The organism is Saccharothrix longispora (assembly GCF_030852425.1).
GTDB classification, from domain to species: domain Bacteria; phylum Actinomycetota; class Actinomycetes; order Mycobacteriales; family Pseudonocardiaceae; genus Actinosynnema; species Actinosynnema longispora.
Genome location: NZ_NSDM01000001.1, coordinates 593706 through 607012, shown reverse-complemented (window position 1 = coordinate 607012; position 13307 = coordinate 593706). Strand labels below are relative to the sequence as shown.

The 13307-nt window shown below is 72.8% G+C and carries 14 protein-coding genes; 4 read left to right on the top strand and 10 right to left on the bottom strand.

Annotation, left to right across the window (positions count from 1 at the left end; translation table 11 throughout):
* Positions 1 to 232: 232 nt before the first annotated feature.
* From CKY47_RS03160 to CKY47_RS03150, 3 genes are all read right to left on the bottom strand, one after another.
* Positions 233 to 1354: a nitric oxide synthase oxygenase gene (locus tag CKY47_RS03160; protein WP_306744063.1), complete on the bottom strand. Its 1122-nt coding sequence runs from the start codon at positions 1352 to 1354 to the stop codon at positions 233 to 235.
* Between the two features lie 145 nt (positions 1355 to 1499).
* Complete coding sequence (gene trmB, locus CKY47_RS03155) at positions 1500 to 2141, bottom strand: tRNA (guanosine(46)-N7)-methyltransferase TrmB (RefSeq protein ID WP_306744062.1); 642 nt, start codon at positions 2139 to 2141, stop codon at positions 1500 to 1502.
* A 92-nt stretch (positions 2142 to 2233) separates the two neighbouring features.
* On the bottom strand, positions 2234 to 2830 hold the full coding sequence (locus tag CKY47_RS03150) for a hypothetical protein (RefSeq protein ID WP_306744061.1): 597 nt from the start codon (positions 2828 to 2830) through the stop codon (positions 2234 to 2236).
* Positions 2831 to 3059: 229 nt separating this feature from the next.
* Here CKY47_RS03150 and CKY47_RS03145 point away from each other — a divergent pair, with 229 nt between their 5' ends.
* Positions 3060 to 4265 carry a S8 family serine peptidase gene (locus tag CKY47_RS03145; protein WP_306744060.1) on the top strand — a complete coding sequence of 402 codons (1206 nt, stop codon included), beginning with the start codon at positions 3060 to 3062 and terminating at the stop codon, positions 4263 to 4265.
* Positions 4266 to 4282: 17 nt separating this feature from the next.
* Here CKY47_RS03145 and CKY47_RS03140 read toward each other — a convergent pair whose 3' ends face one another.
* The 4 genes from CKY47_RS03140 to CKY47_RS03125 form a co-directional block, all read right to left on the bottom strand.
* Complete coding sequence (locus CKY47_RS03140) at positions 4283 to 5191, bottom strand: ABC transporter ATP-binding protein (RefSeq protein WP_306744059.1); 909 nt, start codon at positions 5189 to 5191, stop codon at positions 4283 to 4285.
* A gap of 200 nt (positions 5192 to 5391) precedes the next feature.
* Entirely contained in the window at positions 5392 to 6150 is a 759-nt protein-coding gene (locus CKY47_RS03135; protein ID WP_306744058.1) for a hypothetical protein, read from the bottom strand.
* A gap of 7 nt (positions 6151 to 6157) precedes the next feature.
* Complete coding sequence (locus tag CKY47_RS03130) at positions 6158 to 7075, bottom strand: ABC transporter ATP-binding protein (protein ID WP_306744057.1); 918 nt, start codon at positions 7073 to 7075, stop codon at positions 6158 to 6160.
* Between the two features lie 237 nt (positions 7076 to 7312).
* Positions 7313 to 8107, bottom strand: coding sequence for an HAD family hydrolase (locus tag CKY47_RS03125; protein ID WP_306744056.1), 795 nt, complete (start codon positions 8105 to 8107; stop codon positions 7313 to 7315).
* Positions 8108 to 8157: 50 nt separating this feature from the next.
* On the opposite strand from CKY47_RS03125, the gene CKY47_RS03120 reads away from it, so the two are divergent.
* From CKY47_RS03120 to CKY47_RS03110, 3 genes are all read left to right on the top strand, one after another.
* A complete protein-coding gene (locus tag CKY47_RS03120) occupies positions 8158 to 8727 on the top strand; it encodes a TetR/AcrR family transcriptional regulator (protein WP_306744055.1) in 570 nt (189 codons plus the stop codon).
* Entirely contained in the window at positions 8727 to 9638 is a 912-nt protein-coding gene (locus tag CKY47_RS03115) for an SDR family oxidoreductase (RefSeq protein WP_306744054.1), read from the top strand. Before CKY47_RS03120 ends, CKY47_RS03115 begins: the two co-directional genes overlap by 1 nt.
* A gap of 68 nt (positions 9639 to 9706) precedes the next feature.
* A complete protein-coding gene (locus CKY47_RS03110) occupies positions 9707 to 10642 on the top strand; it encodes a carbon-nitrogen hydrolase family protein (protein WP_306744053.1) in 936 nt (311 codons plus the stop codon).
* A 54-nt stretch (positions 10643 to 10696) separates the two neighbouring features.
* On the opposite strand, the gene CKY47_RS03105 is transcribed toward CKY47_RS03110, so the two are convergent.
* From CKY47_RS03105 to CKY47_RS03095, 3 genes are all read right to left on the bottom strand, one after another.
* On the bottom strand, positions 10697 to 11353 hold the full coding sequence (locus CKY47_RS03105) for a response regulator (protein ID WP_306744052.1): 657 nt from the start codon (positions 11351 to 11353) through the stop codon (positions 10697 to 10699).
* A gap of 9 nt (positions 11354 to 11362) precedes the next feature.
* Positions 11363 to 12529 carry a sensor histidine kinase gene (locus CKY47_RS03100; RefSeq protein ID WP_306744533.1) on the bottom strand — a complete coding sequence of 389 codons (1167 nt, stop codon included), beginning with the start codon at positions 12527 to 12529 and terminating at the stop codon, positions 11363 to 11365.
* A gap of 145 nt (positions 12530 to 12674) precedes the next feature.
* Positions 12675 to 13259, bottom strand: a complete 585-nt coding sequence (locus CKY47_RS03095; RefSeq protein ID WP_306744051.1) for a hypothetical protein — start codon at positions 13257 to 13259, stop codon at positions 12675 to 12677.
* Positions 13260 to 13307 lie beyond the last annotated feature (48 nt).

The window sequence follows — 13307 nt, the reverse complement described above, 5'->3', positions numbered from 1 at the left end:
GCCATCCGCCGGGAGGCTGACCCGAATGCCCGCCGAAACACACCCGGTGGCCGATGCCGGATGACGAAACGCGGGGCGACCCTTGAGGCACAAGTCGGGGAACGGAGAAACCTCATGTTCGGAGTGGTGATGACGTGGGCGGGAGCCGTGCTCGGCCTCCTGGTGCTCGTGCTGATGGCGCTCGCCGGTGTGCTGGTCGACTCCCAGCGCTGACGAAAGGACGGGGCGGACCTCAGACCCCGGCGCGCCGCCGGAGCAGTTCGGCGAGGCGGCCGGGCGACTGGGGGGCGGTGGTCTCGGCCGGGGCCGGGGCGAAGCGGCCGGGGCCGCCGGCGCGGGCCCGGCGGGCGGCCCCGGGGTCGAGGCGGAACGCGGGCCTGCCGCCCGAGGAGCGCTGCCGCGAGCGCAGCCAGGACAGGCGGTGCAGCGCCTCCGCGTGGTGGTCGGTGATGGTGACCTCGGCCAGGTCGAACGAGTGCAGCACGGCCCGGTTCAGCTCGACGACAGCGCGGTCGCGCCACAGCGAGCGCTCCGTCGTCGTGTCCAGGCCCAGCGCCTCCGCCACGGGCCGGGCGGCGCCGCAGGCGTTCTCGTCGGCGAGGCTGCGCGCTCCGATCTCGGAGCCGACGAACCACGAGTTGAACGGCGCGGCGGGGTAGTCGACGCCGCCGATGGACAGCCGCATGCCGGTGATCACCGGCACGGCGTGCCAGCGCAGCCCCAGCCGCCCGAACCAGGGCAGGTCGGGGTGCTCCAGGCACACCTCGTGCACGACGTCCGGCGGCACGGTGAACAGCTTCGCACCCTCGTGCGCGGTCTCCACGACCAGCGGCAGCACGTCGAACCGGCCGGGCTCGCCGGGCGGTCGCCAGCCCATCTCCCGCACCGCCGCGGTGAACGCGGTGTAGCGGCGGTCGCCGGTGCCGTCGGGGTGGCCCGCGTACCGGACGAGCTGCTCGTTCCAGATGCACGGGCCGGGCGCGCCCGGCGCGTCGGGGGCGAACACCGTGATCAGGGGGCGGATCGCGCCGCCGTTGGTGGCCAGGCGCAGGTGCTCGACGCACTCGCCCGCGACGGCGGCGGCGTTGCGGAAGCCGCGCAGGTCGCGGACCTTGAGCCGGCGCCACGGCACGCCGCTGGTGCACCAGCCGCTGTCGCGCAGGGCGATGCGCGCCCCGTACGCCAGCTCGTCCGGGGTGTGGCGGTAGGTGCCGGTTCCGGCGATCTCGTCGCGGACCCGGCACAGCCTCGGGCCGACGGGCCCCGCCTCCGGGTGCGCGATGTGGAACATGCGCAGGAAGCCCTCCGCCGCGTCCACGTCGAGCGGTGCCGGTTCGTTGTCTGCTGAGGTCACGGACGGCAACCGTAGTTGCGGAACGCGGTCACCCGTCACTGCCGGACGGGGCACGACGGGTGATCGACAAACACCACACCAAGGGGTGAGGGAACCACGTCGGGTCGTCGTCTCGACGACCCGACGACGTGTCTTCAGTACACGGTCAGGTGAGTTCGTTCCGCTCGAACATCAGGTCGTGGCTGATCCGGTCCTCCTCGACGGCGCGCTGCTCGAACTTCGTCACCGGCCGCCAGTCCGGGCGCGGGGCCCAGCCGTCGTGCAGGTTGCGCAGCAGCGGCTCGGCGGAGCAGACCTCCAGCATCTGCTCGGCGTACGACTCCCAGTCGGTGGCCAGGTGCAGCGTGCCGCCGGGCCGCAGGCGGGTGGCGACCAGGCGCACGAACTCCGGCTGCACGAGCCGCCGCTTGTGGTGCTTCTTCTTCGGCCACGGGTCGGGGAAGAAGATCCGCACCCCGGCGAGCGAACCGGGTTCGACGTGGTCGGTGAGCAGGTCGACCGCGTCACCGCGCAGGACCCGCAGGTTCTCGACGCCGAGCGCCTCGGCGCGCAGCAGCAGTTGCGCCAGGCCGGGCTTGTAGACCTCGACGGCCACGTAGTTCAGCTCGGGCGCGGCGGCGACCAGCTGCGAGGTCGTCTCGCCCATCCCGGACCCGATCTCCAGCACCACCGGCGCCTCGCGGCCGAACCAGTCGGCGAAGTGCACGGGACCGGCCGGGAGCGCCTTGACCTCCTGGCCCAAGCGCTCCCAGTGGCGGTCCCATGCGCGCTGCTGCCCCACCGTCATCCGTTCACCGCGTTGCACGTAGCTGACGACGGATCGGTGGTGGGGCGGTCGCTGCTGGCTGGACGTCACGGGCGTACAGCCTAGGTGGTGCGCTAGGCGATGTTCTCCAGGTCCTCGATCTGCTCGCGCAGCTCGGCCGGGGTGAACTCGATGGCTTGGCGCCGACCGGGGCCCCGGTGCGCCGGGAGCAGGTCGACGAAACCGGGGTGCCGGTCCGTGAACTGCACGGTGGTGGGCTCGGCGGGGCCGTACACGCCGCTCTCCGACGGCACGAACTCCCAGTAGCCGACCTCGCCCTCGTCGGCCCACGGGACGAACACCCACCCCGGCCGGTGGGCCAGCAGGCGGGTCACCTCGTCCTCGATCGCGTAGGCCGCCGCGCGCGAGGCGATCCTGCCCCGGTCCAGTGCCCTCAGCCACCAGGGGGCGGGGGCGTCGGACCCGACTGCGCGGAAGAGGGTGAGGACCTGTCGTTCGTCGGCCCGGTGGATCCAGGCCCGACGGGCCTGTGCGGGCGAGTCCGCGATCCCGACCGCTCCCGCGGCTTCGATCGCGTGCGACCATTCCAGCGCCAGCATCGGTTCGACGCGGAGGGCGTGGTCGCGTTGCCTGGGCATCTTCTCCCCGGGCAGCTCCTTCGGCCCGGTCGCCGACTGGTCGGCGTTCAGGTCCGGATCAAGCACCGTCACGGGTTCACCTCCGGGGGGTTCCTTGACGGGGGTATCCGAATTCGCGTGCGGGTGGCACCCACCTCACGATTCGTTGCTTTACATCTGACCCGTTTCCGATGCGTTTGTCATGGGCCTGTGCCGGAGTTCACGACCTCTTAACGAACGGATTGCTCCGGTTGCCTCAACCGAGATCCGTGAAACATGACCGACATGGAATATTTGTGATGCCGACCACAGGGGGAATTGGGTGCTGGGCAGAGCGGTTCTCACCGCGGTCCTGATCGCGTTGTGCGCGCCCGCGCCGGCGGGCGCGCAGACGATCCAGGAGCGGCAGTGGCACCTGGCCGCGCTCGGCGTGCCGACCGCGCACGCCACCACGCGCGGCGAGGGGGTCGTGGTCGCCGTCGTCGACTCGGGCGTGGACGCCACCGCGCCCGACCTCGCGGGCGCGCTGCTGCCCGGTGCCGGCTTCGGCTCGGCGGGCGGCACGGACGGCACGCGCGACAACGACGGCCACGGCACCGCGATGGCCGCGCTGATCGCCGGCCGGGGCGTGGACGGCGGCGCGCTGGGCGTGGCCCCGGCGGCGAAGGTGCTGCCGGTGTCGGTCGGGGCCGAGGGCGACCGGTTCACCACGACGTCCGTGGCCGAGGGTGTGACCTGGGCCGTCGACCACGGCGCGGACGTGGTGAACCTGTCGCTGACGTCGGTCGCGACGCTCACGCCCGACCTGCTGCGCGCGGTCAACGACGCGCTGGACCGCGACGTCGTGGTGGTCGCCGGCACCGGCAACGAGGGCGTGCTGCACGTGGGCGCGCCGGCCAACATCAAGGGCGTCGTCGCCGTGTCCGGCACCGTCCCCGGCGGTGCGCCGTGGACCGGCTCGAACATCGGCCCGGAGACCGTGCTGGCCGCGCCCGCGCAGGGCGTCGTGACCGCGCTGCCCCTGGCCAAGGCCGCCTCCGGGTACGCCGCCGTGGACGGCACGAGCGCCGCGACGGCCCTGGTCTCCGGCGTCGCGGCGCTGGTCAGGTCCCGCTACCCCGACCTCGACGCGGGCAACGTGGTGAACCGCCTCGTCGCGACCGCGACCGACCTCCAGGCGCCCGGCCGGGACGACGCGACCGGCTTCGGCCAGGTGGACGCGGTCGCCGCGCTGACCGCCGACGTCCCCCTGGTCGGGCACAACCCGCTGGCCCCGCCCCCGGCCACCACCGGGGCCACGTCGGACGAGCCGGCGGCCGCCCCGAGCCCGACCGAACCGGCGGGGGACGAGGTCCGCACCGGCACGGCCGTCCTCGTCGTGGCGACCACCTTCGTGGCGGCCGTCCTCGTGTCGGTGGCGCTCGTCGTGGCGCGGCGGAACCGAATCCGCCGGGGCCCGGTCCCGGTGGTCACCGAAATCCCGCCGCCGGACGACGACTTCTGGCGGGACGCCGGTCCGGGGAGGTGAATTCCGAACGCGCCGGCCTATTCGGCCGCGTGGTATTCCACTGATTCCTTCGTCAACTGCATGAAGGCTTCTTCCAGCGAACCGAGCTGCGGGCTCAACTCGTGCAGCGTGATGCCGTTCGCCGCGGCCAGCTCGCCGATGGCCGCCGCCTCGACGCCGTGCACCACGAGCGCGCCGTCCCCGGTCGCGGAGTCGGTGAGGCGGGCCCTGTCGCCGAGCAGCTCGCGCAGGCGGTCGAGGTGCGGCGAGCGGATGCGGACGGTGTCCTCGGTGGCTTCCTTGATGAACTGCGCGGTGCTGGTCTGGGCGATCAACCTGCCGCGGCCGATGACGATGAGGTCCTGCGCGGTCTGCGCCATCTCCGAGAGCAGGTGGCTCGACACGAACACGGTCTTGCCCTCGTCGGCCAGCCGGTGCATGAACTGCCTGATCCAGAGGATGCCCTCGGGGTCGAGGCCGTTGACCGGCTCGTCGAACAGCAGCACGTCGGGGTCGCCGAGCAGGGTGCCCGCGATGCCGAGGCGCTGGGACATGCCGAGCGAGTAGGACCCGGCGCGGCGCTTGGCGACCTGGGTGAGGCCGACCAGCTCCAGCACCTCGTCGACCCGCTCGAGCGGGATGCCGTTGGACTTGGCCAGCCAGTGCAGGTGGGCGTGCGCCGACCGGTTCGGGTGCACCCACTTGGCGTCGAGCAGCGCGCCGACGACCCGCAGGGGCTGCTTCAGCGACCGGTAGTCCCGGCCGTTCACGGTGACCCGCCCGCGGGTGGGGGTGTCGAGGCCGAGGACCATGCGCATGGTGGTGGACTTGCCCGCGCCGTTCGGGCCGAGGAAGCCGGTGACCCGGCCGGGCTCGACGGTGAACGACAGGTCGTCCACGGCCACGGTCTTCCCGTAGTGCTTGGTGAGGCCGGTCGCTTCGATCATGACTTCTCCCCGTCCGATCTGGGCTTGTGCCGAACCTGGAGCGGTGTGGTGCCGCGCAGCGGGGGAACACGGCGGGCGGAACCACACAGCGGGAACAGAGCGGGGGGAACCCGGGCCACCTCCCCGAAAGGCGACCCGGGTTCCCCCCTTCCCCCGTGCCGGGCGGCGCGACCCCCGAAGACCGCGCCGCCCGCTCCCCCTTACGCGTCCCGCCGCTTCACGACCACCAGCGAGATGACGTAGACCACGACGGCGATGCCGGCGAAGTAGGCCAGCGAGCCCCACGGGCTCAGCTCGCCGATGGCGGGCGGCCCGGCCCCGTCCGGGATGGCGCTCGGGTCCGGGTCGCCGAAGATGAACTTGCTGACCACGGTGAACGGCATCCACTTCTGGATGTCGTCGCCGATGTTCGGGATGAACCCGACGACGCTCTCCAGGACCAGCGCGAACACCAGGATGATCGACACGGCGCCCGCGGTCTGCCGCACCAGCGCGCCCACGCCGAGGGCGAGCAGCGCGCCCGCCGCGTAGACGAGGCCGACGCCCGCGACGTGCCGCCAGTCGTTGGCCGAGGTCAGCGCGAGCTGCGAGGTGTCGTCGGCGAGCAGCCAGCTCAGGCCCCACGACCCGAACGCGGCGGCCTCGCCGACCAGGCCGGCGAGCAGCATCACGACGACGGCCTTGGCGATCATCGGCGAGATGCGGTCCGGCACGGCCTGGAACGTCGACCTGATGGTGCCGAAGCGGTACTCGGTGGTGACCGCCAGCGCGGCCATCACCATGATCACGTACAGGCCGAACGTGTGCGTGAACACCGCGCCGATCACCGGCAGCGGCCCCGTCCAGTTGGCCGAGATCAGGGCGGTGAGGCCCACGGTCAACCCGAGGGCGAGCAGCATGCACCACCACGGCGAGCGGGTGGAGAACAGCTTGATCCGTTCAACGGCGAGCAGAGTCATCGCGGTGTCACTTCCCCTGGGCGATCTCGGCGTGGTACTCGACGGAGTCACCGGTGAGCTGCATGAAGGCCTGTTCGAGCGAGCCGTGCTGCGGGCTCAGCTCGTGCAGGACGACACCACTGGCGGCGGCGATGTCCCCGATCTGGTCACTGGACGCGCCCGACACGGTGAGCGACGCGTCGGCGTCCTCGCGGACCGTGAAGCCCTTGTCGACGAGCATCGCGCCCAGCTTGTCGGCATGCGGGCTGCGCACCCGGACGGTGTTCTCGGTCGACCGCTCGATGAACTCCGTCGTGGTGGACTGCGAGATCAGCCTGCCGCGCCCGATGACCACCAGGTCCTGCGCGGTGACCGCCATCTCCGAGAGCAGGTGGCTCGACACCAGCACGGTGCGGCCCTCGGCGGCCAGGCCCTGCATGAACTGCCTGATCCAGAGGATGCCCTCGGGGTCGAGGCCGTTCACCGGCTCGTCGAACAGCAGCACCTTCGGGTCGCCCAGGAGGGCCCCGGCGATGCCGAGGCGCTGCGACATGCCGAGCGAGTAGGACCCGGCGCGGCGCTTGGCGACCTTGGTCAGGCCGACCAGGTCGAGCACCTCGTCCACCCGCCGGTCGGGCAGGCCGTTCGACTTGGCGAGCCACTGGAGGTGCGCCCTGGCCGACCGGTTCGGGTGCACCCACTTGGCGTCGAGCAGCGCGCCGACGGTGCGCAGCGGCCGGTCGAGCTGCTGGTACGGCTTGCCGCCGATCAGCACCTTGCCCGCGCTCGGCCGGTCGAGGCCGAGGATCATCCGCATGGTGGTGGACTTGCCCGCGCCGTTCGGGCCGAGGAAGCCGGTGACCCGACCCGGCTCGACGGCGAACGACAGGTTGTCCACCGCCACCGTCTTCCCGTAGCGCTTGGTGAGGCCGACAGCCTCGATCATGTTCTCTCCCCTGGACGGACACATCCCCCGAGTTCGGGTAGAACCTTGCCCGGTCCAGGGGGTCTTACGCATCGGTCTGTAGTTGACTCGTGGGTGCGACTTCAGTCTTATCGTGACCGCTACCTCGGTTGTAGTAATCCGTGATCACCCTGAGTCGTACCCAGGGTCGATGTCCGGCCGCTCTCAGGGAGGCCCCGCGGTGTGCGGTCGACGCGGCCGGTCGGGCCGACCCGCCGGTCAGGCCGCGAAGTACCGGTCCAGCACGGCGGCGGCGCCGTCCTCCAGGACGGTCGAGGTGACCGCGTCCGCGACCTGCCGCACGGCGACCGGCGCCTGCCCCATCGCCACGCCGTGCGCGGCCCACCGCAGCATCTCCACGTCGTTGTCGCCGTCGCCGATGGCCAGCGTGTCCCCGGCCGCCACGCCGAGCGCGCGCCGCAGGTCCTCCAGGGCCGCGCCCTTCGTCACGCCGGGCGGGGTGAGGGTGAGCCACGGCTCGGTGTGGTCGTGCGAGGCGGTGACGCCCGGCAGCTCGACGTCCACCAGGCGCAGCGCCAGCTCCTCGGGCGTGCGGCCGACCCACCGCACGACCAGGCGCGGCGTGGGCTCGGCGACCAGCTCGTCGTGGGACACCTCGCGCACGTCGCCCCACAGGTCGCCGTCCGGGAAGCGGCCGAGGGAGAGGTTGCCGACGCCGGTCACCTCGGCCGCGAACACCGCGTCGGGCAGCAGCGCCCGCAGCCGCCGCACGGACGGGCCCGGGTCGAACGCGACCTTGCGGACCACCTCGCGGGACGTCGTGTCCCACCACACCGCGCCGTTGGAGCAGATCGCGGTCGTGCCGCGCAGGCCGAGGTCGTCGACGATCGGCCGGGTGCCGATCAGGCTGCGCCCGGTGGACAGCACCACGTGGGCACCGCGGTCCACGGCCCGGTGGATCGCGGCGCGCACGGCCGGCGCGACCTCCTCGCGGCCCACCGGGGTGATCGTTCCGTCGATGTCGAGGGCGATGAGCCGCGGTCTCCAGGTCACTGTCACCACCCTACTGGCCGACAATTAATGAACCGTGGTTCAATAACCGCGTGGCACGACCGAAGACGATCACGGACGAGCGCCTCCTGACCGCGGCGACCGAGGTGATCGGCCTCCGGGGGCCGGGCTTCACCATCGCGGAGGTGGCCGCGCGGGCGGGTGTGTCGGTGGGCACGGTGGCGCAGCGGTTCGGCTCGAAGTCGGGCCTGCTCCAGGCCCTGACCAGGCAGACGACGGAGCACGTCGTCCGGCGGATGCACGAGGCGGCCGAGGGGCTCGACCCCCTGGCCGGCCTGCGCGCGGCGCTGCTCACCTGGCTCGACGGCATGAGCGACCCGGCCGAGGCCCAGAACCACCTGGCGCAGCTCGGCGTCGACCTGATCGACCCGGAGCTGCGGGCGCTGCTCGCGCGGCTGTACGAGGTGACCGGGGAGACCGTGCTGGAGCTGACCCGCCGGGTCGACCTGCCGCGCGGCCCGGGCCCGGAACGCGCGGCGCGGGTGCTCACGGGGTTGGTCTACGGGGTGTCGATGGACTGGTCGGTCCGGCCGCGCGGCGCGCTGGTCGACCGGCTGGCGGAGGACGTGGACGCGGTGCTGGACGCGTGGAAGGGGAGATGATGGCCGATCTTCAGGGCAAGGTCGCCGCGGTGACGGGGGCGACCCGGGGCGCGGGGCGGGCGATCGCGGTGGAGCTGGGCGCGGCGGGCGCCACGGTGTTCGTCGGCGGCCGGTCGACGCGGGAGCGGAAGTCCCCGATCAACCGGGACGAGACGATCGAGGAGACGGCGGAGCTGGTCACGGCCGCCGGCGGGCGGGGCGTCGCGGTCCGCTGCGACTTCACCGACCCCGCCGACGTGGACGCGTTCCGCGACCGCGTCGAGGCGGAGGCGGACGGGCGGCTCGACGTGCTCGTGGACGACGTGTGGGGCGGCGAGCAGGACACCCGATTCGGGGTCTTCTGGGAGCAGGACCTGGAGAAGCAGCTGGGGATGTGGCGGAACAGCGTCCAGGCGCACCTGGTCACCCTGCACCGCCTGCTGCCGCTGCTGATCCGCCGACCCGGCGGGCTGCTGGTCGAGGTGACCGACGGCGACGACGACGAGTACTACGCCCAGTCGCTGGCCTACGACTCGGTCAAGGTCGCGATCCGGCGGTTCGGCACGGTGATGGCGAAGGAGCTGGAGGCGTTCGGCGGCACGTCGGTCGCCGTCACGCCCGGGTTCCTGCGGTCCGAGCAGATGCTGGAGCACTTCGGCGTGACCGAGGAGAACTGGCGCGACGCGATCGCGAAGGAGCCGCACTACGCGATGTCCGAGACGCCGCACTACGTGGGGCGCGGCATCGCGGCGCTGGCGGCCGACCCGGACCGGCACCGGTTCACCGGCCGGGCGCTCGCGTCGTGGACCCTCATGCGGGAGTACGGCTTCACCGACCTCGACGGTTCGCGGCCCGATTGGGGCCGGTGGTACGAGGAGGTCTTCAAGGCGGGGGTCGACCCGACGACGGCGGACGCCTCGGAGTACCGCTGAGGCGCGGTCGCCGCCGGATCGGGTGCGGACGACCCGATCCGGCGGGACCCGCCGGATAGCGTGTCGGCGTGATCCGCGTCGCCGCCGCCCAGGTCCGCTGCCCGTGGCTCGACGTGGCCGCGGGCGTCCGCGTGGTCGTCGACTTCGTCGGCCGGGCGGCGGCGCGGGGCGTGGACCTCGTCGCCTTCCCGGAGGCCTTCCTCCCCGGCTACCCGTTCTGGCTCACCCAGCCCGGTGGCGTCCCGCTCGACGACCCGCGCCAGCGGCTCGCCCACGCCGCCTACCAGGAGGCCGCCGTCGAGGTGACCGGTCCCGAGGTGCGGCTGATCACCGAGGCCGCCCGCGACCACGGCGTCTTCACCTACCTGGGCATCGCCGAGCGCGACCCCGTGCACCGCGCCGTCCACTGCACCCTGCTCGCCATCGACCCGGCGCGCGGCGTGGTCGGCGTGCACCGCAAGCTCGTGCCGACCGCCGAGGAACGGCTCGTCTGGGCCGACGGCGACGGCCACGGGCTGCGCGTCCACGACGCGGGCGGCCTGCGCGTCGGCGGCCTGTGCTGCTGGGAGAACTGGTCGCCCCTGGCCCGGCACTCCCTCTACGCCCAGGCCCCCGACCTGCACGTCTCCGTCTGGCCGGGTTCCACGCGGCTGACCGGCGACATCACCCGGTTCGTCGCGCGGGAGGGCGGCGTGTACTCGCTCGCGGCCGGCGCGCTGCTCGACCGGGCCGACGTCCCGGCCGGTTTCCCGCTGCGCGACGACGTCCTCGCCGCGGGTGGCGCGTCGCCCTACGACGGCGGGTCCGCCATCGCCGGGCCGGACGGCCGGTGGCTGGTCGAACCGGTCGCCGGCGAGGAGCGGCTGGTGATCGCCGACGTCGACCCCGTCGTGGTGCGGGGCGGGCGGCAGCGGGAGGACCACGCGACCCGCTTCGGCCGGCCGGACGTCTTCGACCTGGCCGTCGACCGCCGCCGGGCCGCGCCCGCCCGGTTCACGGACTGACGCGCCCGGGAGCGGACACCGGGGATCGAACGCCGGGGATCGAACGCCGGCGACTCACACGTCGCCGGGGCGCACCAGCCCCGTCTCGTAGGCCAGCACCACGGCCTGCACCCGGTCCCGCAGCTCCAGCTTCGCCAGGATGCGCCCGACGTGCGTCTTCACCGTCGCCTCGGACAGGAACAGCTTCCGCGCGATCTCGGTGTTCGACAGCCCCTTGGCGATCAGCACGAGCACCTCCCGCTCCCGCTCGGTCAGCGCCTCCAGCACCGAGGCGTCCCGCAGCTCGCCGCCGCCGTCGCCGAGGAAGCGGCTCAGCAGCCGCTTCGTCACCGACGGCGAGACCACCGCGTCGCCGCTGGCCACCGCGCGCAGCGCCGACACCAGGTCACCGGGCGGCGTGTCCTTGAGCAGGAAGCCGGACGCCCCGTTCCGCAGCGCCGACAGCGCGTACTCGTCCATGTCGAACGTGGTCATCACGAGCACCTTCGCGGTGCCCGCCTCGGCGATCCGCTTGGTCGCCTCCACGCCGTCGAGCACGGGCATGCGGACGTCCATCAGCACCACGTCCGGCCTCAGCGAGGCCGCCATGTGCACGGCGTCCAGCCCGTCGCCGGCCTCGCCGACCACGTCCACGTCCTCTTGTGCGCCGAGCACCATCCGGAAGCCCATGCGCATGAGTTCCTGGTCGTCGACGAGCAGCACCCGGATCACGAAACCACCCTATGACGGCACCAGTGGGAGGACCGCGCGAACCCGCCACCCGCCGCCGGGGTTGGGGCCCGCTTCCAGCGTGCCGCCGAGCACGCCGGCGCGTTCGCGCATGCCGATCAGCCCGTTGCCGCCGGACACCGCGACGAGGTCGTGGGGCGTGCCGAACCCGTCGTCGGACACCTCCACGTCCACGTGATCACCCGCCTGGGTGACGCGGACGGTCGCCGAGGCGCCCGAGCCCGCGTGCTTCAACGTGTTGGTGAGCGCTTCCTGCACGATCCGGTAGACGCCCAGCCCCAGGCCGGCGGGCAGCGCGCTCAGGTCGCCCGCCGTCTCCAGGCGCACCGGCAGCCCCGCCGCGCGCAGGTTCTCGGCCAGCTCGTGCAGCTCGCCCGCGCCCGGCTGGGGCGCCCACTGCGTGCTCGACTGGTCCTCCGACCGCAGCACGCCCAGCAGCCGCCGCAGCTCGGTCAGCGCCTGCCGACCGGTGTCGGAGATGGTCCTCATCGCGGCCTCGGCCAGCTCCGGGTTCGTCTTGATCGCGTACCCCGCGCCGTCGGCCTGCACCACCATCACGCTCACCGCGTGCGCGACCACGTCGTGCAGCTCGCGCGCGATGCGCGACCGCTCCGCGCCGACCGCGATGCGCGCCTGCTGGTCGCGTTCGGTCTCCAGCAGCTTGAGCCGCTGCTCCAGCTCCGAGTGGTACGCCCGCCGCGCGCCGACGAACTCGCCCATCGCCCAGCTGAACCCGAACACGACGGCGATGACGAACACGATGAACGCGGTGTCGATGCCGCCGCCGATGCGCCAGGAGGCCCACGTGAACGTGCCGACGGCCAACCAGATCGCGTACAGCAGGCCCTGCCTGCGCCCCACGTACGCCACGACCGTGTAGAGCGCCACGGCCAGCGCGAAGTCGCCCCCGCGGAACGGGATGCCGCCGTTGTGCACGTCCCCGTGAGTGAGGAGCTGGAGGACGCCGCCGGCGAGGATGGTGTAGGCCGCGCCGAGGGGGTACCTGCGCCGGAACACGATCGGCACGATCAGGACGGCCCCGACGAACAGGAGCGTGGACGGCGGCACGAAGTCCGACGCGGCGGCCACCACGCCCAGGTCGAACACGAACAGCACCCCGGCGATCAGGGAGTCCCCGAACACCGGGTGCGCTCGCATCCACAGGCTCAGCCGTCGCACTGGACCAGGTTAGGTATCCGACGAACTCGCGCGCGTCGCGCCACGGGCTGACCGCGCCTAGTCCTCCAGGGGGATGAGCCGCCTGGAGGACCGGGCACGAGCGGGCGACGCCGGGAGGTCCCGCCTACCGGATCGTCTTGACCTGCGTCGGGTCGACCTGCTGCTCGGGGGTCGGCGCCGCGGTCGGGGTGGCGGTGGTCCCGGGGGCGGGCGTCGCCAGGGGCGCGCTCGCCGCGGGCGGGTCCACCGGGGTGGCGGTCGGCGCGCCCGCGGCCGGCGACGTCGTCGTCGGGTAGGCGAGCGGCTCGGCCCGGCTCTGCGCGGGCACCCGGTGCGCCTGGTCGAACTGCCGGTGGTCCTCGGCCATCTCGTCGGCCAGCTGCTGCTGGAGCTGCCGGTCGCGGATGCGGCCCAGGATGACCATGGTCACCGCGTGCACCAGCGCCAGCACCAGGAGCATGATGCCGAGCTTCATCACGACGTTCTTGACCGGGTCGCCGGTGTCGACGGAGATCATCGACACGAGCGCCAGCATGCCGAGCACCACCAGGTGGAAGAGAACGGTGGCGAGGCGGGTCATCGACCTGGCCGCCTCGGGATCGCCGTACGCGCGGTTCATGTAGCCCTTGCCGCTGCGGTAGATCAACTGGCCGTCGATCAGCACCAGCACCACGCCGAGCAGCAGGAACACCGCATAGCCCTGTTCCATGACGTGACCTCCCTCGTCAGCGCCGGAAATACCCTGAAAGGGACGTTC